Annotated in this window: 19 protein-coding genes; 3 read left to right on the top strand and 16 right to left on the bottom strand. The window is 49.7% G+C overall.

What is annotated here, in order from left to right; translation table 11 throughout:
- Positions 1–5 precede the first annotated feature (5 nt).
- The 15 genes from aptA to KOI40_RS16850 all read right to left on the bottom strand — a co-directional run bounded on the left by aptA (position 6) and on the right by KOI40_RS16850 (position 14633).
- The gene (gene aptA, locus KOI40_RS16780; RefSeq protein WP_216098701.1) at positions 6–1343 is read right to left on the bottom strand and encodes an omega-aminotransferase AptA; all 1338 of its coding nucleotides are present in this window, start codon (positions 1341–1343) and stop codon (positions 6–8) included.
- Positions 1344–1566: 223 nt separating this feature from the next.
- Positions 1567–2640, bottom strand: a complete 1074-nt coding sequence (locus KOI40_RS16785) for a tetratricopeptide repeat protein (RefSeq protein ID WP_216098702.1) — start codon at positions 2638–2640, stop codon at positions 1567–1569.
- 10 nt (positions 2641–2650) lie between these two features.
- On the bottom strand, positions 2651–3613 hold the full coding sequence (locus KOI40_RS16790; protein ID WP_216098703.1) for a type II secretion system F family protein: 963 nt from the start codon (positions 3611–3613) through the stop codon (positions 2651–2653).
- 3 nt (positions 3614–3616) lie between these two features.
- Positions 3617–4591 carry a type II secretion system F family protein gene (locus tag KOI40_RS16795; RefSeq protein WP_216098704.1) on the bottom strand — a complete coding sequence of 325 codons (975 nt, stop codon included), beginning with the start codon at positions 4589–4591 and terminating at the stop codon, positions 3617–3619.
- A 9-nt stretch (positions 4592–4600) separates the two neighbouring features.
- A complete protein-coding gene (locus KOI40_RS16800) occupies positions 4601–5962 on the bottom strand; it encodes a TadA family conjugal transfer-associated ATPase (protein ID WP_233710351.1) in 1362 nt (453 codons plus the stop codon).
- A gap of 3 nt (positions 5963–5965) precedes the next feature.
- Positions 5966–7201 (bottom strand): AAA family ATPase, encoded by a 1236-nt coding sequence (locus tag KOI40_RS16805; RefSeq protein ID WP_216098705.1) that lies wholly within the window; start codon positions 7199–7201, stop codon positions 5966–5968.
- A 10-nt stretch (positions 7202–7211) separates the two neighbouring features.
- On the bottom strand, positions 7212–7718 hold the full coding sequence (locus KOI40_RS16810) for a TadE/TadG family type IV pilus assembly protein (RefSeq protein ID WP_216098706.1): 507 nt from the start codon (positions 7716–7718) through the stop codon (positions 7212–7214).
- Positions 7715–8236 carry a TadE/TadG family type IV pilus assembly protein gene (locus KOI40_RS16815; protein ID WP_216098707.1) on the bottom strand — a complete coding sequence of 174 codons (522 nt, stop codon included), beginning with the start codon at positions 8234–8236 and terminating at the stop codon, positions 7715–7717. The genes KOI40_RS16810 and KOI40_RS16815 overlap by 4 nt, the downstream gene beginning before the upstream one ends.
- Positions 8237–9487 carry a Tad domain-containing protein gene (locus KOI40_RS16820; RefSeq protein ID WP_216098708.1) on the bottom strand — a complete coding sequence of 417 codons (1251 nt, stop codon included), beginning with the start codon at positions 9485–9487 and terminating at the stop codon, positions 8237–8239.
- Positions 9488–9593: 106 nt separating this feature from the next.
- Positions 9594–9851: a hypothetical protein gene (locus KOI40_RS16825; protein ID WP_216098709.1), complete on the bottom strand. Its 258-nt coding sequence runs from the start codon at positions 9849–9851 to the stop codon at positions 9594–9596.
- 36 nt (positions 9852–9887) lie between these two features.
- A complete protein-coding gene (locus KOI40_RS16830; protein ID WP_216098710.1) occupies positions 9888–11471 on the bottom strand; it encodes a type II and III secretion system protein family protein in 1584 nt (527 codons plus the stop codon).
- Positions 11472–11593: 122 nt separating this feature from the next.
- A complete protein-coding gene (cpaB, locus tag KOI40_RS16835; protein WP_216098711.1) occupies positions 11594–12370 on the bottom strand; it encodes a Flp pilus assembly protein CpaB in 777 nt (258 codons plus the stop codon).
- On the bottom strand, positions 12367–13785 hold the full coding sequence (locus tag KOI40_RS16840) for a DUF8689 domain-containing protein (protein ID WP_216098712.1): 1419 nt from the start codon (positions 13783–13785) through the stop codon (positions 12367–12369). The genes cpaB and KOI40_RS16840 overlap by 4 nt, the downstream gene beginning before the upstream one ends.
- 37 nt (positions 13786–13822) lie before the next feature.
- On the bottom strand, positions 13823–14380 hold the full coding sequence (locus KOI40_RS16845) for an A24 family peptidase (protein WP_216098713.1): 558 nt from the start codon (positions 14378–14380) through the stop codon (positions 13823–13825).
- A 67-nt stretch (positions 14381–14447) separates the two neighbouring features.
- On the bottom strand, positions 14448–14633 hold the full coding sequence (locus KOI40_RS16850) for a Flp family type IVb pilin (RefSeq protein WP_216098714.1): 186 nt from the start codon (positions 14631–14633) through the stop codon (positions 14448–14450).
- A gap of 439 nt (positions 14634–15072) precedes the next feature.
- Here KOI40_RS16850 and KOI40_RS16855 point away from each other — a divergent pair, with 439 nt between their 5' ends.
- The 3 genes from KOI40_RS16855 (at position 15073) to KOI40_RS16865 (ending at position 19181) form a co-directional block, all read left to right on the top strand.
- Complete coding sequence (locus KOI40_RS16855; protein ID WP_216098715.1) at positions 15073–15843, top strand: helix-turn-helix transcriptional regulator; 771 nt, start codon at positions 15073–15075, stop codon at positions 15841–15843.
- A gap of 264 nt (positions 15844–16107) precedes the next feature.
- Entirely contained in the window at positions 16108–17037 is a 930-nt protein-coding gene (locus tag KOI40_RS16860; RefSeq protein WP_216098716.1) for a LysR family transcriptional regulator, read from the top strand.
- A gap of 212 nt (positions 17038–17249) precedes the next feature.
- Complete coding sequence (locus KOI40_RS16865; RefSeq protein ID WP_216098717.1) at positions 17250–19181, top strand: aromatic amino acid hydroxylase; 1932 nt, start codon at positions 17250–17252, stop codon at positions 19179–19181.
- Here KOI40_RS16865 and KOI40_RS16870 read toward each other — a convergent pair.
- A complete protein-coding gene (locus tag KOI40_RS16870; protein WP_216098718.1) occupies positions 19163–20422 on the bottom strand; it encodes a valine--pyruvate transaminase in 1260 nt (419 codons plus the stop codon). The two genes, KOI40_RS16865 and KOI40_RS16870, sit on opposite strands and share 19 nt — an antisense overlap.
- Positions 20423–20494 lie beyond the last annotated feature (72 nt).

Here is a 20494-nt window from a genome sequence, read left to right on the forward strand (position 1 = left end):
GGGTTTTAGCCTTTGGCAACTTCGTTGATGCTGTCGCCCAGAGCGCTGACCAGAGTGTCGATTTCTTCTGGTTTGGAGATAAATGGCATGCCCAGCTGGATGGTATCGCCGCCGTAGCGAACGTAATAACCCTTGTCCCACATGTTCATGGCAATTTGGAAAGGACGCTTCAGAGGTTCACCTGGAGCCGATTCAATGGTGAATCCAGCGGCAACACCGCAGTTGCGGATATCGGTGATCAAAGGCGTGCCTTTCAGCTGGTGCACGCGGTCTTCCAGAATCACAGCCAGTTCCGCAGAGCGCTCGATCAGGTTTTCATTTTCCAGAATATCCAGTGCAGCCAAACCGGCGGCACAGGCAACAGGGTGAGCAGAGTAGGTGTACCCGTGGGGCAGTTCTACCGCATACTCAGGGCCACCTTGTTCCATAAAGGTATCGTAGATCTCTTGCTTGGCGATCACGGCACCCATAGGCACAGCCCCGTTGGTGAGCTGCTTGGCCGTGTTGATGATGTCTGGTGTTACACCAAACGCTTCAGCGCCGGTTTTGGCACCCATACGACCGAATGCGGTAATAACTTCATCAAAGATCAGCAGGATATTGTTCTGATCGCAGATTTCGCGCAGGCGTTGCAGATAGCCTTTTGGTGGCGGCAGTACACCGGCAGAACCGGCCATGGGCTCGACAATAACCGCCGCAATGTTGGATGCATCGTGCAGGGCGATCAGTTCCAGCAGTTCGTTAGCTTGCTCGGCACCTTCTTCAGGCATGCCCTTAACGAATTTGTTTTGTGGTAAAACGGTGTGCGGCAGGTGGTCGGCTTCTACGGCATTGCCAAACAGGGCACGGTTGCCGCCAATACCACCGACACTGATGCCACCAAAGTTAACACCGTGGTAACCCTTGGAACGACCGATCAGTTTGGTTTTGGTAGGCTGACCTTTTTTACGCCAGTAAGCGCGGGCGATTTTCAGAGAGGTTTCAGCCGATTCAGAGCCGGAACCGGTAAAAAACACGCGGTTGAGGCCTTGTGGCATAAAGTCGGTGATTCGCTCTGCCAACTCAAAAGCTTTGGTGTGACTGAACTGGAATGCGGGAGCGTAATCCAGGCTGCTCAGTTGCTTGCTGACCGCTTCAGCGATCTCCGGACGGCAGTGGCCTGCACCACAGGTCCAGAGACCAGACAAACCATCAAAAATCTGACGGCCATCGGCACTGGTGTAGTAACAGCCCTGTGCACCAGTGATGATACGGGGGTCTTTCTTGAACTGACGGTTACCACTGAATGCCATCCAGTGGGCATCAAGCTGTGACTGACTCAGTCCGGCTAGCTTGTCACTCATCTCTTAAATCTCCAGAAGTGGTTAGATCGTTACCTGATGAGACAGAGAATAGTGCAAACTCAATGTTTCAAAAATATTGAAGTATGAATCCTTAGGTTCATATCAGTGAAACATAATGGCTGAGGGGATCAATTTCCCCCCCCCCCCCCCCCCCCGCGCGTCTGGATCAGGGGGGAGGGCATAGATAGATTGGGGGCAATGGACGAGCAGATGGAGATGGCGCTCAGGGAGTGGATTTGGCGACCAGACTGTCCTCAAGGTATTGCCGGTTCAATTTAAGGTTTTCTCGAGCTTTGGCAAAGTAGACCGGTGACGCACTGATGGCCTTTTCCAGATATCGCTCAGCGATCAGGTATTTGCCACTGGTCATGCAGAGGTAACCCACGGTGTTATAGGCTTCAGGCTCTTTCATCAGTCGGGCAAAGGTATCGGTGGCCATTTCGTACTTTTCCATCCGGACGTACAGCAACCCTATGTTGTACCAGGTCTGAGAGAAGTTGGCGTCCTGCTCTATCGCACGGTGGTAATAGAGTTCGGCCTCCGGCCAGTTTCCGGCCAGGTAGTAGGAATAGCCCAGGTTGTTATAGGCCGATGGGCTGGCTGGCTGGATCTTGATGGCCAGCTGATAGTAGCTTTGGGCTTCTTCAAAGCGGTTTTCAAGATCCGCCAAAACGCCCAGATTGTTGTAAACGGTATAAGGCGATTGCCTGTCTACACGGAGAACAGGCTTTGTTGATGTTTCAGCGACAGATTCTGCTTTCATACTGGACTCGCCTGTCTCTTCCGGGACTGGTTTGGGTTGCAACAGTGGTTTAAAGCGTTTCTGATCTACATCCACAGCTCGCATAAGGTAGGACTGGGCCAGCTCTCGCTGTTTCTGACGCAGGTGTATTTTTCCGAGGCCAGTCAACGATTCAATATCGTCAGGAGCCTTGTTTAAAGCCCGTTCAAACGCAGCCTGTGCCAGATCGAGGTTGTTCAGATGTAGATGAATTTGTCCTATGCGTCGGTATATTTCAGGTTGTTCTGGGTCTTTGGCCAGTGACTGGACCAGATAGAAAATGGCCTGATCCGTGTTGCCGCTCTGCAGGGCGCTTTGAGACTCGCTGTTAAGTTCATCGATGGAGGCGTTTTGGGTTTTACTTTTATAAGCGAGGGATCGTGAGCCTTGATACAGATCGCTATTATCTTGTCCGCCCGCGCTGTGATTATTCATGCTGGAACAACCGCCCAGTGTCAGAACACAGGCCAATACAATCACTTTTGAGGGGCCTGGGAATATCATAGAAAGAGACATATCCTTTTCCTTATTTGAAGGCTTCAATAACCTGGAGAATGGCGGGGCCTATGGCAATGACAAAAAATGAAGGCCAGATAAACATCGTGAGTGGAAAGATCAATTTGGTACTGATTTTGGCTGCCGCTTCTTCTGCCGCCTGCATGCGTTTATCCCGGAACTCTTCTGCATAGGTGCGTAACGCATCGGCCACACTGGTGCCAAAACGCATGCTTTGATCCAACAGGGTTGCAAGACCTTTAATTTCCGACAGCCCGGTTCGTTCCGAAAGATTTCGGAAGGCGTCTGAGCGCGGTACACCCACCATGATTTCCTTGTTAATTAACGCCAGATCGGCAGCCAATTCAGGGTGGGTAATGTTCAGTTCCTGAGCAACCCGGGCAATCGCGCTGGTTAATCCCAGGCCTGATTCCACACAGACTACCAACAGATCGAGAGCGTCCGGAAATCCGGCTTTGAGTTTTCTCTGCCGTTTGGCCATGATCTTTTTGAGAATGTAATTGGGAGCCATAACGCCAGCTGAAAACGCAATAAGTGCGGCCACAATGACATTTTGGGGCGAGATCTCCGGTGAAAGTCTGGCCAGCATGATCACCGCCAGTGGCAGGCCTACAGCCAGTATGGTTTTATACGCATAGAAGTTGGTGACCGCATTGCTGTTGCGGTAGCCTGCGATAATCAGGTGTTTTTGGATGCGGCTTTTCTCTGCCTGGTTGCTTGGCAGTAGCGCACTGGCGGCAGTGCCCATGACCTGCTTAAAAAAATCATCCCCTACGGATGGGCCATCGGGCGTTTGCTTGTCCTGAACAATTGCACTCAATCGCTTCTTGGCGGGATCACTGAAAGCCGTGATCAGATACCCCACACTCAACACACAGGCAAAGGCGGCTGTGGCAGTGATAATGACAAAAATCGTCTGAGAGGCCTGGGGGTTTTGAACCATTGAGTTGATCAATTCCAGTAGATACTGCATAGCTCACACCTCTATTCGGATGATTTTTCGGATGACAAAAATTCCGATCACCATGCCAATTCCGGCTGCTATCAGAAGATTTTGACCTGCTGGCGTTTCAAGCAGGACCGGCAGGTATGTGGGAGTGGTGATTGAAATAATGCCGAACAAAACAAAAGGCACGAGACACAACACCCAGGCCGAGATACGCCCCTCGGCTGAAAGGGTGCGCACCCTGCGCTGAAATCGGTAACGCCCGCGAATCACCTTGGCCAGTTTGTCAAAAATCTCAGCCATATTGCCGCCGGTCTCTTTTTGTATAACCACTGACGTCATCAAGGCCATGACCGTCACACTGGGAATTCTTTCCAGCAATCCCAGCAGGGCTGTACGGATACTGTTACCGTAATTCAGATCCATAAACGTCGTCTCGAACTCTCCGGCGATGGGGTTTTCCATTTCGCTACCGACAAGATGCAGACACTCGACCAAAGGGTGGCCGGCCTGCAAGGCGCGCTTCATGATCTCCAGGGCTTCTGGCAATTGCTCTTCAAAACGTTCAAGCCGCTGGTTGCGGTCGCGGTTAAGCTTTAAAAAGGGCAGGCAAAAACCGGCCACAGGCGCCAGGATTATGATCCAGATGAAATTACTGAAGATTGCCGCAATAAATCCAGCCAGCAGAGCTGTGAGCAAGGCAATGCCGATGAACCTGTAGGCCGGAATGCGATAACCGGCTTGCTGAAGGTAGGGCGACAGTGAAACCAGCCATTTTGACCCTTCCAGTTGCTTTTCCCATGGGCTCAATCGACTTAAATAGTTATCCCTCAGCAGCTTGGCGCTCGCCGGCAACTCGGTTTGTTCGCGAACTTCCCGCAGCCTCTGCTGAAGGCGAGCGCGATTTTTTTTCGATTCACCAAATACCGGTGTGGTTAATGCAAAGCTCAACAAAAACACCGCGGCTGAAACGAGACCAATAAAAAAGAGATAATTCTGAGACATGGCTGAATCCTACTGGGGTGCAAAAAGGCTGATAGGAACTTCAATACCCCTTTGGCAAAGGCGTTCATAAAAGGAGGGGACGATCCCTGTCGCCCGAAAATCGCCAATCACATTACCCTCCGCGTCGAGACCCCGACGGTCAAAACGAAAGAGTTCCGCGATGGTGATGATGTCACCTTCCATTCCGGTGATTTCACTGACACTGACTAATCGGCGTCGTCCATCTTCCATGCGTTCAATCTGTAAAATGACATCAATGGCCGAGGCTATTTGAGCCCTCAGGGCGCGTTCCTGGATATTGACGCTACCCATAGAGACCATATTTTCCACACGCGCGAGGGCGTCCCGTGGAGTATTGGCGTGAATGGTAGTGAGTGAACCATCGTGGCCGGTGTTCATGGCCTGCAGCATGTCCAGGGCTTCATCGCCCCTGACTTCTCCAATGACAATCCGCTCGGGTCGCATACGCAAACTGTTACGCACGAGGTCTCTTTGTGTGATCTGTCCCCGGTTCTCAACATTGGGTGGTCTGGTTTCCAGACGTACGACATGAGGCTGTTGCAATTGCAGTTCGGCAGAATCCTCAATGGTTATGACCCGTTCATCATGAGGGATATAGCCGGAGAGGATGTTCAGCATCGTGGTCTTACCCGATCCGGTCCCGCCGGAAATCAAGACGTTGAGACGTGATTTCACAATGCCCTCAAGCACCGGTGCGATATTCGGAGGTACCGAACCGATATCAATAAGGTGTTGCATGCCCAGCATTTCGACCGAGAAGCGGCGAATGGACATGCAGGGACCATCAAGAGCCAGAGGAGGAATGATCACATTGACCCTGGATCCATCCTTGAGACGGGCGTCCACAAGGGGAGAGGATTCATCAATCCGGCGTCCAACGCTGGATATGATTCGATCGATAATGCCGAGCAGGTGCTGGTTGTCTTTAAAACGAATATTTGTGGCCTGAAGTTTTCCTCCCCGTTCGACATAAATGGAAAAGGGGCCATTGATCAATATGTCGGAAACGCTTTTGTCGGCCAGAAGGGCTTCAAGGGGACCAAGGCCCAGAATTTCATCCTCGATTTCCTTGATGATTTGCTGGCGGCCAGCCAGCGGTACAGGGATTTGTTCTTCCTGCATAAGATTGCGGCAGATTTCCTGTAACTGACGGCGTGCCTCTTCTTCAGATAAGGTATCCAGTACCGCTAGGTCCACTACATCCATCAATCGCTGATGAATCAAGTGCTTGCTCTGTTCTTCTTGCTGACTGAGGACTCTTTGAGACGCCATGGCTTCAGCCTGAAGATCCGTCATTTTCAGAGGTTCCGGCGGTGTAGTTTGCTGAAACAGATTAGGTGTAAGAGACATGACTTAAGCTCCTTTTAAGTAAGTGCTGAGTTTGTTAAACAACCCCTTTGTCGGAGTGGTTTGTCCCAGAAGCTGCTGTTGCAGCGTAATCATGGCTTTGATAGCCGCCGAATTCTTATTGTTGTCGTACAGGGGAATCCCTGACTCGACACTCAGGTGAACATTGCTGAAGTCATTCGGGATGGTCAGGCATTCAGTGACTTTGAGTGCTTTTTCGATGTCCCGGAGGGTGATGTTTGAGCGTTTGTTGTAACGGTTAACAATGACCTTGATGTGTTCATCATTGATGCCCAGGTCTTTGCGTAAAATGTTGGTCAGACGAACCGCGTCTCGCAAGGCGGAAAGATCTTGCTGTACCGTTAAAAGTATATGATCGGAGCGTTCCAGAACGGTGCTGGTTACAAAGTCTATTTGACGGGGGAGATCAACGACAACGGTATCGTGACAGGCCAGCAGTAAATCCAGCAGTTTTCCCAGTCGGGCTTCGGGAATGTCCTCTGACAGAGCGATTCCCTGAGGGTTGGTTTCCAGAACTTTCAAACCGCTTTTGTGTTTCAAAAGATAGGCTTGCAATGCAATTTCATCGAGGCTGTCAATATTTTGTATAGCTTCGACCAATCCTCGTTTGGGTTCAAGATTAAGATAGTGGCAAAGGGTACCGAACTGTAAATCGAGATCCATGACCACAGTATTGAAACGACTGACGCTGGACATAATATGGGCGATGTTACTGGCAATGAAGGTCGATCCACAGCCGCCTTTGGCGTTGATGCAACTCACCAGTTTTCCCTGACGTACGATGCTACCCATTTTTGAACGCAGTCGACGAATCGACTCTATCAGTTCACTGCTACTGAGTGGTGGAGATAAGTAATCACGAGCTCCAATTTGAAGTGCCATGCGCATACACTCCTTGTCTTCCCTGTCGCTCACAATAATGGTCTCCAAATTTGAATGAATCAGGTGAATGGGAAGTTGCTGAAGTTCTTCACGCCATTGAGCGCTCACTTTGAAGATCAAAATATCAGGAATAATGGATAACCCCGTTAAGGGATTAATGTCGCCATTGACGAAATGTCGTTGATTGATCCGGAACCCGGGAGTCTCACCAATTGCGTGAGTGATTTCATCCAGACCTTTTTTGTCACGACTTGCAATCAAAACATTGACACAAGACTGTTTGGTCTCGATATAAGGCCGGGAGGCTGGGTTGTCTGAAATATGATGTTCCATTTGCATAAGTAGTCTCCTAGCAATCCACGTTTGAGCCGCCAGCTACAGCGCCTACAGGAGTAATACCCAGACTTTCACTGGGCAGAACAGTTTTAAAATCCGGTGCCGGCAGGAAAAACGTCAGAAAAGGAATGAAGCCCTGAAATTGGTAGTTGCTGATTCTGGAGCCTACAAACCGGATTTGTATGAAATCTGCTGTGGGGTCAGCGATGAGTGTTGAGTTCTTATCAAAGTATTCAATGACGATGTTGGTATCACTAAAGTCATGGAGAATGCTCCCGTGGAAACTGGCGCGTGAGGTAATGCCGTCAATATCATTAACCGGACAAACTGCCGCGAGCCGTGCCCCTCTGCGAGTCACTTCATCCAGCACATTCCAGGTAAACATCAGTCGACCAAACTCAATGATTCCAAACAGAACAATAAAGAAGACAGAGGCAACAATCGAAAACTCGACCAGAGTGCCACCTGTGGTTTTACGTCGGGAAGTCGATTCGGGTATTTGAACTCGGTTCTCGGTCATTCGAGTACCCTCATAGTCACGCTGGATTTCAAATTGAAACTGAGGTCGATAGGGCTTCCATAGCCAAAGGGGTTGAGTTCTGCACCGATCATCGGGATGTAGTTGTAGTCGACATCCACACGAATAAAGTATGAGGTCGGGATTGTGGGGTTGGTAAAACTGGAAAATTGCACATCATCCAGTGACATGCTTTCCAGCAGGGGAGATCCTGAACCGTTCACGTTACCGTAAACGATTAGGTTTCCAGCTTTAAAGGCATTACCGTTAGGTCCCGATGTATTGAACTGAATGTTTCCCGTGGAATCGGGCGTGGCGGTAGATGCCAGTAAACGAGTGCCATTCTGCAGGGTCTTGTTCAGCGTGGTATAGCTGTAGAACACTCTGCCAAATTCACAGATGGCGAGTAACAGAAGCAACAGAAGCGGCAGTACAATCGTGACCTCAACCATTGCCAGACCGCCTTGCCGTGACTGCTGTACAGGGTTGTGAGCGCAGCTGAATTTAGTGAGTATCGTCATTTATGAGTCCTCACTGTCCGGATCTTTATAGAGGATTATGCGGGTAGGGGCCGGGCCTGTGGTCGGGCTTTGTGAGAAGCTGCCGTAACTGGTGCAACCTTGGACAAACTGCCCATAAACCTGCGCTTGATTGCCTTGCTGATTAACCGGTTGCAATAAATAGAGGCAGGCAAATCCGTAGAGTGGTACCGAGCCCTGGCCATTGGTGGTGCTGCTGCAATTTCCTATGGGGATGGTCAGCATCCGACGGTGACAGCGACCATCGCCTGGGCATACTGCATTTGGGATTACCCCGTCCTGATCCTGCCCATAGGCGGTTTGATAATCGCTGTAGTCAAACACATTGCCATCAGCAGGGGGAATTGCCTCTCCGGCATCGTTGGTGGTGAAAGTGGTACCGTAATCCGTGACATAGTCTGCCTGATATATTGTGGTATCGAGACCGCCACCACCTCCCGTACCAAAACGGGTATTCAGTCCCTGTACTACTGGGCCCACGGTATTACCGGGCTCGGTTTCGATAGTGTCACTGGTGGTAACGCAGCTTTCAAATCCACCCGCCATGTTTTCCCTGACGGCAGCGCCGCCCTGGCCATCGTCCAGCCTGATCAGCTGAAAATTGCCTGGTCCTACCTCACTGCTGTCACCCGCGGCGTATTTCATCACGACGTATTGCCCTGGGGTATAACCATAGTAATTGGTGCAGGTATCGCCATTGCAGTCCAGTGTGTTCTCTCCACAGGCCATCATGGGAGCGAGGTCACAGGCGCTGCCAACCAGTGGTGGGCTGGGGCCAGATATGGCTGAGGCATTGACCGCTTTTTGTCCGCCCATGCTGATAAAAATGTCATCCAGTGGGGCGTTTGAAGCGAGGCTGATTCTGACAAATCGGGGATCCAGACTACCGGGTACAAAAGGTACCAGCGTATTGGAGAACTGAGCGCTGAAGGAGATGCCGTTACTGTCTATGCTTTCGGCCAATTCTTCGTAACCGGCTTCAGCCAGATTGACGAGAAGCGTATTGAATCCGGCCTGTTGTGCCAGCGCAGTGTCGTGGGACTGGTCGAGGACTTTGGCAGCAGACAGCGCCGCCGCGTCCACGATATTCTGAAGACGGGTTTTATTGAGCAACAGGTGACCGCTATTGAAGGCATAGCCGGCGACCAATAACAAAGCTAACATGGCAACCGTCGTGGCTACGACAATGACACCTTTTTGCCGGTGCGGTAATTGTGAGGTGTGAATGCTCATAAAACTCATTTCCTGATACCGTTTATTGCGTTCCAGTGTGCAAAATGGACGAATACTCCTGTTTATGTATTGAACGTATTACCCCGTGATAACTCGTGGATGACTGTTATTGTTTTCGTGCCTGGGCTTCCTGTTTAATGGTTTCGGGGCGGCCGACGTCTCCACGATAAACTTGCAGGGCTTTTTCAGCTTTGTAAGCATCGAGTCCTTCTTTCTGTCCCTGAAAGCCGCCTGGGTGTGCAGTTTGAAGTTCGCTGACCCGGGCAACACTTTCACCCTGGGGATAATCCCGATAATTGCTGCAGGCCGTTAGCAGAAGCAGCGAGCTGGCAATCGTCGCTAATGTGATGGTTGAATGAGTCATGGTTCAGAATCCTTTAATCAGTTGAGACCGTATTAATCAGTTGAGGCTATGCCCAAAGCTTTGATCAATTCCGCCACCACTTGATGGCAGGTATTGGGCGGTCGGTGTTGATTTGGCGGGCTTACTCTCTGCTTTGCCGTAGGTACGTCCCAGCAGATAAAACTCGAGATCTGACGGTGCGACAAAATGATCCGTAGGCAGGGCAGGCTTGTCTTTGAATGGTTTGGCCAGTACTGGAGTCACCAGGATGACCAGTTCGGTTTCACCGGATTCGAACTCAGAGCTGCGAAAAATCTGTCCCAGAATAGGAATGTCTCCAAGTCCTGGAAACTTGGTGACGACTTCACGCATGTTTTCACTGATCAATCCGGCAATGCCAATGGTCTCGCCATCCGCCAGTTCTACCGAGGACTGGGCGCTACGTTTGGTCAGACTGGGAATCAGGAAGGTGCCGGTACTGTCTTCAGCCCGCAAGATCACCGAGTTACCGTTGATCAACTCGCTGACACTCACATCCAGAGTCAGATTGATGCGGCCAGAATCCAGTACGACGGGGACAAAGTTCACCCCAACCCCGAACTCTTTGAATTCAATGGTTGTGCCTCGGTCTCCACGAGGAATGGGGATAGGAAACTCACCGCCTGAGAGAAATCGAGCTTCCTGACCGGTGAGGGTTGTTAGCGTAGGTTCTGCAAGGATTTTGGCTGAGCCATTTTCTTTGGCTGCTTCCAGCGTCATATTAAAGATGAAGTTGTCACTCAGAAAGCTGCCAAACAAGCCCTTGTCTGCGATAGACAGATCGTTGGGCATAAATTCATCAATGACCGGTCCATAAGGGGCGCTATTACCGAAAATGGGTAAGCGCACATCGTCTGGCTCAAAGACCGCATCAGGGAAGGTTGCTCCACCGTTGACGCCACCCAGATTCCAGTTGTTGTCGCCGATGCCCAGTGCATTAAACTTGACCCCCAGCTTTTTCATGCTGCTGCGATTCATTTCAGCCACGGTGACTTTCAGCATCACCTGCTGTGCACCGCCCACACTCATTAAGTTTACAACTCGGTTCTCCTTGTCCTCGCGGGTTTCCTTTCCTCCTTCGCCTTTATGGGTATCAGCCACATGGGCATAGCTTTGTGCGATTTTGAGAGCGGTATTCATTCTCGCGGTAGAAGACACCTGCCCACCAAGAACAAGCGATCCCTGAGAACTGTAAACTTCGATTTTTTCATTGGGCAGTACGCGAAACAACTTGGCTTTGAGGGTGTTGAGATCGTGTACCACTTCGATATCAATCGCTTTAATCAATTGGCTGTTTTTATTCCACAGCAATACGTTAGTGGTGCCCAGCTTTTTACCCAATACATAAAGCTGGCCGTTCCTTAGTACTAAAATGTCTGCAATTTCCGGGTTGCCCATGGAGACCTTCTGAATGGGAACCTTAATATCCAGGACCTGGGATTTATACAGTGATACCTGAAGATTGTCGTTGTAACTGCTATCCGGACTTAAACTGGTCAGCTCAGCCATGGCTTTGGGAGTTAGAGAGGTCAAGACAAGGTAGGCGATTGCCCCTCCTATGATGACAGCCAACAACTTTTTGAATTCGCCTGCTGAGTGCATCGAAGGCTCCTTGAACCTGGTTGAATACCAGGGTTTATTCGTATGTTTTACGTATCCGGTAGTCTTCCCGTGAGCAGTGCGGTAGCCTTCCTGAGGGCAAGTGTTCTGTTTCATGGCAGGCCTCATTTTTTGTAGGTGACTTTTTTGACTTCCGCATCAGTGCCGCGGATAACGGTGACATAGGATGTTTGGTAAGGGTTGTAATAAGTGCGTTTAGCCACTTTCTTCTCGGGAGCAGGAGCTTCAGGTTCATCTTCCTCCAGTGGATTTCGGAGGGTTAGCTGAATGGATCCCTCTTCACGGGCTTTTACAATGGTTTCTGCCTGTGCCGGGGTGGTTTCCAAAGTGACGGCTCTGACAATCACGGGATCATTCTTGTTGGTGCGCTGGGTTTGATCTACAGCCAGAACCTTGATCTTTTTAAGAATGGTATCCGTGGTTGTCTTCTTCTGATCTTTTTTGGAGGCGAGGACATCGACAAAATTTCCGGGCAACAGGAATCCGGCGACGCCGATAACATCATTCACACGGACGGTGATCGCCCGTTTTTTAGGATCAATGACCGCTGCCAGCGTGGAGCCTTCAAGGTGTTTGGATATACGTTGATTGCGAAGGATGTCGCCCTCCAAAATAATTTCCTTTGTGACCATGTCGATAACATCTTCAACCTGGGTAAAGGAATCTTTGGGAGCCAGATCTTCCGGTACCTGAATCAGTTTAAGATTCACGGCCTCCAGTTTGTGTCCATAGGGAATGTCCGTCGCTGCGACCACAACTCCTATACTGGTTTCCAGTTTCGGCTGGCTCTTGGCCTGAGCCCAGTTGTTGGCGAGCCAGGCAGCAGACACCGCGAGCACTGTTGAGACGGTGAGTAACAAGGTGGTCCTTGGCTTTATCATGAGTCGTCCCTCCGGAGTTGACTGTGGGGTTGGTTTTCTTCATTGAGGTTGACAAAGTAGGTATTCCAGGCCCAGTGAAGACGTTTTTCGGTCATGACATCGGGCTCACGCAGGTAGTAAGCATGATCACTTGCGATACCTAATAAATCTCGGGGATGGCAGGGCAATAAGGGGGTGTTGTTTTTGTTATGAAGATCTTGAATCAAGAAATCGAAAACACCTTGGTCAAATGGAATTTCATGTTGTCGGCATTGGTTCTCCCAGATTGCCTGATAAGCGGCAGGGGTGAGGTAATCAAACCGGATTTTGTAACCAATTCTTCTGAGAAACGCTTCGTCAGCCAGATCAAGAGGATTCAGGTTGGAAGAGAAGATCAAGATCTGGTCGAAGGGGACTTCAAAATGGCGACCGCTGCCGAGCGTCAGAAAATCCCGTTTTTCCTCCATGGGGACAATCCAGCGATTGAAAATTTCAGCAGGGGTGGGTTTTTGCCGTCCCATGTCATCAATAATAAAAATTCCGCCATTGGCTTTGAGTTGTAACGGAGCCTGATATTGTCTGCTGGCAGGGTTGAATTGAATGTCGAGCATGTCCATGGTTAACTCGCCGCCGCAAAGAACGACAGGGCGTTTGCACAATAACCAGCGGGGATCTCTGTGTCTGTCAATCAATAAGCTGGCGCTTTTGCCAGAGGGGTTTGCAAGAGAGTTGGGTGAACTGATGTTGGTTGGGCTGTGAGATGAGACGTTTGGATCGGACTGAAACTGCTCAATGGTTTCATGAATCAGAGGGTCAAATACCTCAATGATTGTGTCGTCGATCGCAATGGCATAGGGGATGGCGCAGTGATCGCCGAAGACTCCCGGAAGTTGAGAGATGGTATAGGTCTTGCCGGAGCCGGCAGGGCCGTAGATGAAAATGGCTCTGCCCGAATTGACTGCCATGCCCAACTGGTCTTTGATATTGGCCTCAATAACAAAACTGGAAAATACCTGGTCGATAAGATCTCTATCGACGATTTTCCGATGAATCGAGTGATGTTTTATCTGTTGATGATAATCTTCAAGTGGAACCGGGGCTGGCCCTATATAGCCACTTTGAGCAAGTGCATCCAGCGACATGGCTCTGCCACGCTCAGTCAAACCGTAACGGAGCGTTGCGCTGATGGAATGGTTGGGTCTGACTTCAATCAGGGCATCACGTCTTAAAATTTGTAATATTTCATCAACAACCGAACCGCTTAAAGCCAGTTTTTGGGTAAGATCATGCGCCGTTAACATACCTGATTCGTATAAATGCTTGCAGCATAATTGAGTCAGCAGGCGTTCGCTCAGTCCTGTCGTGTGCATACTGGCTGGGACTGATGGTCTGAATGAATTGTCAGAGTCAATCGCTGAGCTTTCATTGGAGGTCATGATCAGGAATCCTCGTTGATTGATGATTCAGCGCTATTCATAGAAAAGCCAATCCATAGTGTTTTAAGGGTTCATGGAACATGACGTAACTAAAGCCAAAGGCTATAGCGATGGCGCAAGGGTATTTTTCATTGGCGACTTCGCTTTCTGCAGGTGGGATATAAACCAATTCCAGAGTCATCAATGTTGTTTTAAACATCAGAAAGTAGCGTTTAAAAAATGCAGGGAAACCGCCCTTAACCAGAAAAATACCCAGCCCGATGAGTGTCCCAATGGCGAGACTTAAGAATGCAGCTGCCAATGCCTGATAACCGGTCATGAAGCTTCCTGCAGCGGCGACCAGTTTGACATCTCCGGCACCCATTCCTCCGAGTATGTACAGAGGGATAAAAACCAGGAAACCAAGACAGGCGCCTGATATGGCTATGGCAAACCCAAACCAACCTGATTGGTAACTCTGCCAGCACACTCCGGCAATTAGTAAAGTGATTACTAATTGGTTTGGAATTCGAAAGTATTTGAAATCCCAAATAGTGGCTAACGTAAGTCCAGTTAACAAAAATAGGTATTGCGGGTAAAAGTCTGTTGTGTACATTCGGCTCGTCTCAACACTGTTAAACTCAACCAGATTTCAGGTTATGGAACCTGGTTGAGTTTTATTGTTACGCGTCAGCAACGGTTATCTTTCCGGCTAAGTATTCCAAGCCGGCAGAAACTTGTTCCCCAAGAAGCGTAAATGCCGCAACAGTACCAGCAACAATCAAGCTTCCTGCAACGGCATACTCGACAGTTTCCAAACCGTCTTCCTCTCGTAAAAACTTCAAAACTTCAGCTTTAAAACTTTCCATAATTGAATCTCCAACGATAACGATTGAATGTGTGAAGGAAATACTGCTTCTCCCGCCTGTTAATTTAGGCAGCGGCTAAAAACACGGTTAGGAGATTTTTGCAGGCTATTAGGAATATTTTGAAGAGCAGGGGGAATGGACTTTTAAGTTATAAATACCGAGTGTGGTTAGTTTGTTTTTCGATAAAAGTAAGCGTTTACTGGGGGGTAATCTGAAATTAAGGCGAATTTATCAAGAATGTTTTTTGAAATTAGTTTCTTATGCTTATTAAATATAATGGATTTGGTGTCAAATTGATTAGGCTTAAGTGTGCGAAGTAGTTTCAAGATGCTTGTATATACCTTTACGCTACATATTGAGATAACTTTTTTGCTCATAAACGCACTGCAGCTTTTTGATTTCGGGAAGCGATGGGTGCGTTTGAGGATGATTGATACCGATGGACACCTCCATTTTGTGGTTTAACTTATCCAGCCCTGAGAATAAGTCGAATATCGCGGATGAGTTTCGCAAACACTGTCAGGTTCTGGAATACGAATACTCTTCCGGACTTATGGAAGATATGGTTCGCAGTATCCATCTGATTTGCTTTGAATACGATTTTCCCGATGTTGCCAGTCTGGAGTTACTGAGAACCACCCGAGTGCAGTACCCGGATGTTCCGGTGATGATGATTTCCTGTGTTCATTCAGAAGAACTGGCTATTTGGGCTTTGCGCATGCAGGTGCGTGAGTACTTTGTGGCTCCCTTGTCTGCTCAGGAAGTGCGTTCCGTTGTCGGGGCTCTGGAGTCTCAGCAGTGCAGGGATGCGGGTGTTTTGGACCTGCCTCAATTCCGGCGCTTCGCATTACCCACGGATTGCCGTTACCACAACAGCTCCCAGAAAACGAGTGTCATGCCCGCAATCAACTATGTGCAGACGCACCTGCACGAGAAAATTCGTGAGGCAGAGGTGGCTCAGCTGTGCAGAATGTCACCTTTCAAGTTCAGCCGTGAGTTTAAGCGTTGTTACGGGATGACTTTTCAGGAGTACCTGATCACCATGCGTATGAAGAAGGCTTCAGAGCTGCTGATCAATCCGAATGTCCTGGTCGCTGATGTGGCCTATCAGGTAGGGTTTCGGGATCCTTCGTATTTCACTCGGTTGTTCAAAAAATACAATGGAATATCCCCCAGCGATTGCCGGGGTGCAGAGGTGGTTTTAAATTAATACCTGGTTGTAAAGGCTTGGCTCATCAATGAGAAAAGTCCTGTTTTACTTCTTATTTGTGTTTTTCTTGCGTGATCCTCGTCAAAATTGTCGGTAATACGGCGATTTTTGGTATCTTTTTGCGGCTTCTAAATGTTTCATGTTCGTCCTTGTGTCGGCATTAATGTTTTCTGTTGTGAAACAGATTGCCAGCAGGTAATCTCTTCCTGTGTTCGCCGAAGTGGCAGTTAATGGGCGGTTTATTGAATATTTAAGAGGTGTGTAATGGCCAAGCGGCAGACAGCTTTGCTGGGGCAGTTGAGTGATGTGGATCTGCGGTTGTTGCGGGTATTCAAGGCGGTGGCCGAGTCCGGAGGCTTCTCAGCAGCCGAATTGGAGCTGAACATAGGCCGCTCGACGATTAGCCGACACATCAAGGATCTGGAAGTGCGTCTCGGTGTGTCTTTGTGTCGTCGTGGCCGAGCCGGGTTTGCTTTAACCGAGGAAGGACGTCAGATTTATCAGGCGACCTTACGTTTACTGGCGTCGTTGGATACCTTTCGTGGAGAGGTTTCCGATGTCCATAAACGTATGACCGGGCACGTCTCTATTGCGTTGTTTGACAAAACCGCCACAAATCCCGATGCCCACATTGATGAAGCGTTACGTCGCTTTGACGATCTTGCTCCTGAGGTCAGTCTGGATATCCATATTGAACCCATTAACGAAATTGAACGGGGAGTCATGGAAGGCCGTTTCAATTTGGGGGTTGTTCCCACCCACCGAAGCTCTCCCAGCCTGGCCTACCAGCACCTGTTTTATGAGCAGATGTACCTTTATTGCGGTTACCGTCACCCATTATTCGAACTGGCCGACATCAGTTTGACGGATGACGATATACGCAGTTCGAAATACGCCGGTTTGGGTCACCACTCGCCGAATATGGAGGTCGGTAACCGGCTGGGATTGCAGAGGGATGTGACGGTCAATGACCAGGAAGCGATTGTTCATTGTCTTCAGTCTGGTCGTTACATTGGCTATTTGCCGGATCACTATGCAGAAAGCTTTTTAAAACAGGGGACGATCCGGGCAATCGGTGCAGAAAAGTATCAATACCGCTGTGACTTTGTGGCGATACATCGGTTATCTCCCAAGCCTTCACGTATTGTACAAACCCTACTGGACTGTCTGCTGGAGGCCCACAATCAGAAATAATCGCAGACTTTCTCGTCAGCGTCTTGTCTCTAAAACTATCTAAAAACAATACTTTTAGGGCAATTCATTCTTAAAAAACTCAATTACCGGGGTGTTTTCCAAGGTAAAAACCGAAGTGCTGTCTTAAGCTTGGGGTATAAAACAGTTAGGAGTTTTCTCATGCCATTAGCATTATCGTTATCCCGTTTATGGTTGTTTGAGAAACGCTGGGTATGACCCATCAACAGAGTGACGAGGGCTTGCAAGAAGAGGTTTCTAAACAACAGCGCCAACTTCAGAAAGCTTCTCAAGCGCAGCGCTCTAACCCGGACAACCCGGCAGAGGAGCAGAATCAAGACAGCGACGGTACTCAGGATCATCTGCAGTATCAGAAAGACATTATTGCGAGTCTGCCTCCGCATCTGCAGCCCTTTGCGACGCTACAGCATTACGAGAATTACACGTCTCGTGATCAGGCCGTGTGGCGGTTTTTACTTTACCAGCTCAGAGATAATCTGGCCTTGTCTGCAGAGTCGACCTATCTTGATGGTTTGACGAAGACCGGTATCAGTCCGGAATCCATTCCGCGTATCGAAGAAATGAATGACTGCCTGGGCAAACTGGGCTGGCGGGCGGTGGTTGTCGATGGCTTTGTGCCCCCGGCGATTTTCATGGAGTTTCAGGCTCACAGGGTGCTGGCGATTGCCGTGGATATGCGCTCGATAGAGCACATGCTGTATACCCCCGCGCCGGATATTGTTCATGAATCTGCGGGTCATGCACCGTTTATTATTGATGTGGATTATGCGGAATTCCTGCAGCGCTTTGGCGAGCTGGGCATGCATGCGGTGGCGAGCAAAACTGATTTAAGTGTGTATGAGGCCATTCGTAAACTGTCCATTCTGAAAGAAAATCCACGTGCAACGGCTGAGCAGATCAATGCTTCCGAGCAGGCGTTGCAGGAGGCTATTGCGGCTAACTACCCACCCTCAGAGGCCGCTCTTTTGTCTCGTTTGCATTGGTGGACGGTAGAGTACGGTTTGGTTGGCACTCTGGAAGATTACCGTATTTTTGGAGCCGGTCTGTTGTCTTCTTTAGGTGAGAGCGTTAACTGTCTGGATGATGAACTGGTGGCCAAACTGCCACTGACAGTGGATGCCGTCAATACTGAGTATGACATTACCCGAGAGCAACCCCAGCTGTTTGTGACCCGCAATTGCCGACATTTAAGCCAGGTTCTGGAAGAGTTTGGCCGGCAGATGTGCGTCAACAAAGGCGGAGCAGACTCTGTCTGGCAGGCCATCGAAGCCGAGACGATCAATACTGCCGTTACCAACGCGGGAGTGGAAATCAGTGGTTTGTTTTCAGAAATGCTGACGGATGCGGTGGGTAATATCACCTACATCAAAACGTCTGGCCCCTCCCAGTTGGCCTATCAGGGCAATCAATTACCAGGACATGGAACAGAGGCTCACGCCGCTGGATTTGGCTGTCCTTTGGGCAGGTTGCAGACCATGGAGCGGTGTCTGTCTTCCTATACCGTGGATGAACTCAAGCAGCATGGCATCAGGTTGGAGTCTCTGGTTCAACTGGATTTCCTTTCCGGGATTCGTGTGCGTGGGTACCTGACAAACTTACTGCGACGTGATCAGAAAAACCTGGTTTTCACGTTCGAGGATTGTACCGTCACTGGCGCCGACGGAGAGATACTGTTCGATCCTGCTTGGGGTGTCTTTGATATGGCCGTGGGGGCGGAAGTGGTATCTGTTTATGGCGGCTCTGCCGATAAGGATACTTTCCCGATGTATCCAGCAGGAACTGCGTCCACTGAACCCGCGGATCGTGAACCCGGATCCAATCATGAAGGCCTGCAACAGTTGTTCTCTTTCTATCAGGAGGTCCGGAACTTTCGTGAAGCCTTTCCGGTAGACGATGGTCGGCATCAGGTTGAGCAGTGGATTCGCAGGTTGCAATCCTGTGATCGCGGAGAGTGGTTGCTGCTCTTCGAAGTGCTGGAATTGGCTTTGGTGTACAAGGTGGGTGATGAGCTGCGTCAGGTGCTCATCGACCGTTTGGTGCAGATGGAATTTCAGGGCTGTGACAATCAAAGGCGTTTGATTCAGTACGGACTCAAACGATTGGAGTCTCAATATCCCTCTGTATAAGCCTTGCGAACTTCTTCGGCGATAATCGCCACTCCCTGTTTTACGATGTCACCACTTTGGGCGTAAGAGACCCGGATACATTCATGCTTGTGTCTCCAGTCGTCATCAATACCAATAAAGAAGTTATGACCGGGTACCACCAGAACTCCTCGTTTTTTCAGACGCTCATACAACACCTGGCTGCTAATGGGCAGCCGGTCAAACCAGAGCCAGAGGAAGATGGCGCCTTCAGGTTTGTGAATGTGGTAGGGAAGATCACCCAAAGATTCCCTGAACCATTGCACCGTTTGTTGCGAGCCTTCACGATAGAAAGGCGCGACATGGTTTTGGGACAAGCTCAGTATCTCTCCTGTGCGGAACAATTCCTTGGCCAGTGCTGGTCCAAGGGTCCCGCAGGCGAGATTCACAATGGTATTGGCATTGGTATAAGCGTGAATAATTTCTTCGTTGGCGATCACGATACCTGTGCGTACGCCGGGCAACCCCAGCTTTGACAGGCTCAGCGCAAGAATGGTGTTGTCATTCCAGTGGGGTTTGGCTTCGGTGAATATGATCCCCGGAAACGGGACTCCATAGGCGCCATCGATAATAAACGGAATATCGTGAGCGCGGGCAATCTCGTCGAGGTGGGCAATTTCTTCATCGGTAAGGACATTGCCTGTGGGATTGGTCGGCCGAGATACGCAGAGCGCAGCGGTGCTGTCATCCGGTTTTAATCGGGAAAAGTCCACATGGTATTTGAACAGGTGGTCGTCCAGCAGTTCGATGCTGGGGCGGGTGGCCGTGAAAAAATCACTGCTCAGACCGACGTCACCATATCCCAGGTATTCCGGAGCCAGAGGCAAGTGGATCGAGCGCTGGCTGCCATCGCTCATGGTGCCTGCAAACATGTTGTAAAGCACGAAGAAGGCGGATTGGCTGCCATTCGAGACCGCAATGTTATTGGCCGTGATCGACCAGCCAAATTGCTTGTTCAGAAACGCCGCCAGCTGTTCCAGAAATTCGCGATCCCCCTGGGGAGACTGGTAAATGCCGAACAGGCTGTGGCGTTGTTGCGGGTCGGCCATGATGCTTTCCAGCCGCTGCTGAAAAATCGCTTCGACCTCGGGCAGTCGGCCGGGGTTTCCACCCCCCATAAAAATCATGTTGGGGTTTTCATTCAGCGCCGACCCCAGATCGTCCATCAATTCGACAATTCCTGAGTTTCCCGCGAACTTCTGCCCAAACGCTGACAATTTCATGACCAATACCCCTGCAAAAGGAAGCGGATATTGTAACATGGCGGGCCGTTCGGCAAGTAAATTGTGCGTGAT

Source organism: Pseudomaricurvus albidus (assembly GCF_018863235.1).
GTDB classification, from domain to species: Bacteria; Pseudomonadota; Gammaproteobacteria; order Pseudomonadales; family Cellvibrionaceae; genus Pseudomaricurvus; species Pseudomaricurvus albidus.

Excerpts from the sequence above, each read along its gene's own strand:
- KOI40_RS16870 (WP_216098718.1), bottom strand. The coding sequence starts at position 20,422 with ATGAAATTGTCAGCGTTTGGGCAGAAGTTCGCGGGAAACTCAGGAATT.
- KOI40_RS16800 (WP_233710351.1), bottom strand. The coding sequence starts at position 5,962 with ATGTCTCTTACACCTAATCTGTTTCAGCAAACTACACCGCCGGAACCT.
- KOI40_RS16860 (WP_216098716.1), top strand. The coding sequence starts at position 16,108 with ATGGCCAAGCGGCAGACAGCTTTGCTGGGGCAGTTGAGTGATGTGGAT.
- KOI40_RS16820 (WP_216098708.1), bottom strand. The coding sequence starts at position 9,487 with ATGAGCATTCACACCTCACAATTACCGCACCGGCAAAAAGGTGTCATT.
- KOI40_RS16805 (WP_216098705.1), bottom strand. The coding sequence starts at position 7,201 with ATGCAAATGGAACATCATATTTCAGACAACCCAGCCTCCCGGCCTTAT.
- cpaB (WP_216098711.1), bottom strand. The coding sequence starts at position 12,370 with ATGATAAAGCCAAGGACCACCTTGTTACTCACCGTCTCAACAGTGCTC.
- KOI40_RS16850 (WP_216098714.1), bottom strand. The coding sequence starts at position 14,633 with ATGGAAAGTTTTAAAGCTGAAGTTTTGAAGTTTTTACGAGAGGAAGAC.
- KOI40_RS16790 (WP_216098703.1), bottom strand. The coding sequence starts at position 3,613 with ATGCAGTATCTACTGGAATTGATCAACTCAATGGTTCAAAACCCCCAG.
- KOI40_RS16795 (WP_216098704.1), bottom strand. The coding sequence starts at position 4,591 with ATGTCTCAGAATTATCTCTTTTTTATTGGTCTCGTTTCAGCCGCGGTG.
- KOI40_RS16840 (WP_216098712.1), bottom strand. The coding sequence starts at position 13,785 with ATGACCTCCAATGAAAGCTCAGCGATTGACTCTGACAATTCATTCAGA.
- KOI40_RS16855 (WP_216098715.1), top strand. The coding sequence starts at position 15,073 with ATGGACACCTCCATTTTGTGGTTTAACTTATCCAGCCCTGAGAATAAG.
- KOI40_RS16830 (WP_216098710.1), bottom strand. The coding sequence starts at position 11,471 with ATGCACTCAGCAGGCGAATTCAAAAAGTTGTTGGCTGTCATCATAGGA.
- KOI40_RS16810 (WP_216098706.1), bottom strand. The coding sequence starts at position 7,718 with ATGACCGAGAACCGAGTTCAAATACCCGAATCGACTTCCCGACGTAAA.
- KOI40_RS16815 (WP_216098707.1), bottom strand. The coding sequence starts at position 8,236 with ATGACGATACTCACTAAATTCAGCTGCGCTCACAACCCTGTACAGCAG.
- aptA (WP_216098701.1), bottom strand. The coding sequence starts at position 1,343 with ATGAGTGACAAGCTAGCCGGACTGAGTCAGTCACAGCTTGATGCCCAC.
- KOI40_RS16845 (WP_216098713.1), bottom strand. The coding sequence starts at position 14,380 with ATGTACACAACAGACTTTTACCCGCAATACCTATTTTTGTTAACTGGA.
- KOI40_RS16825 (WP_216098709.1), bottom strand. The coding sequence starts at position 9,851 with ATGACTCATTCAACCATCACATTAGCGACGATTGCCAGCTCGCTGCTT.
- KOI40_RS16785 (WP_216098702.1), bottom strand. The coding sequence starts at position 2,640 with ATGTCTCTTTCTATGATATTCCCAGGCCCCTCAAAAGTGATTGTATTG.
- KOI40_RS16865 (WP_216098717.1), top strand. The coding sequence starts at position 17,250 with ATGACCCATCAACAGAGTGACGAGGGCTTGCAAGAAGAGGTTTCTAAA.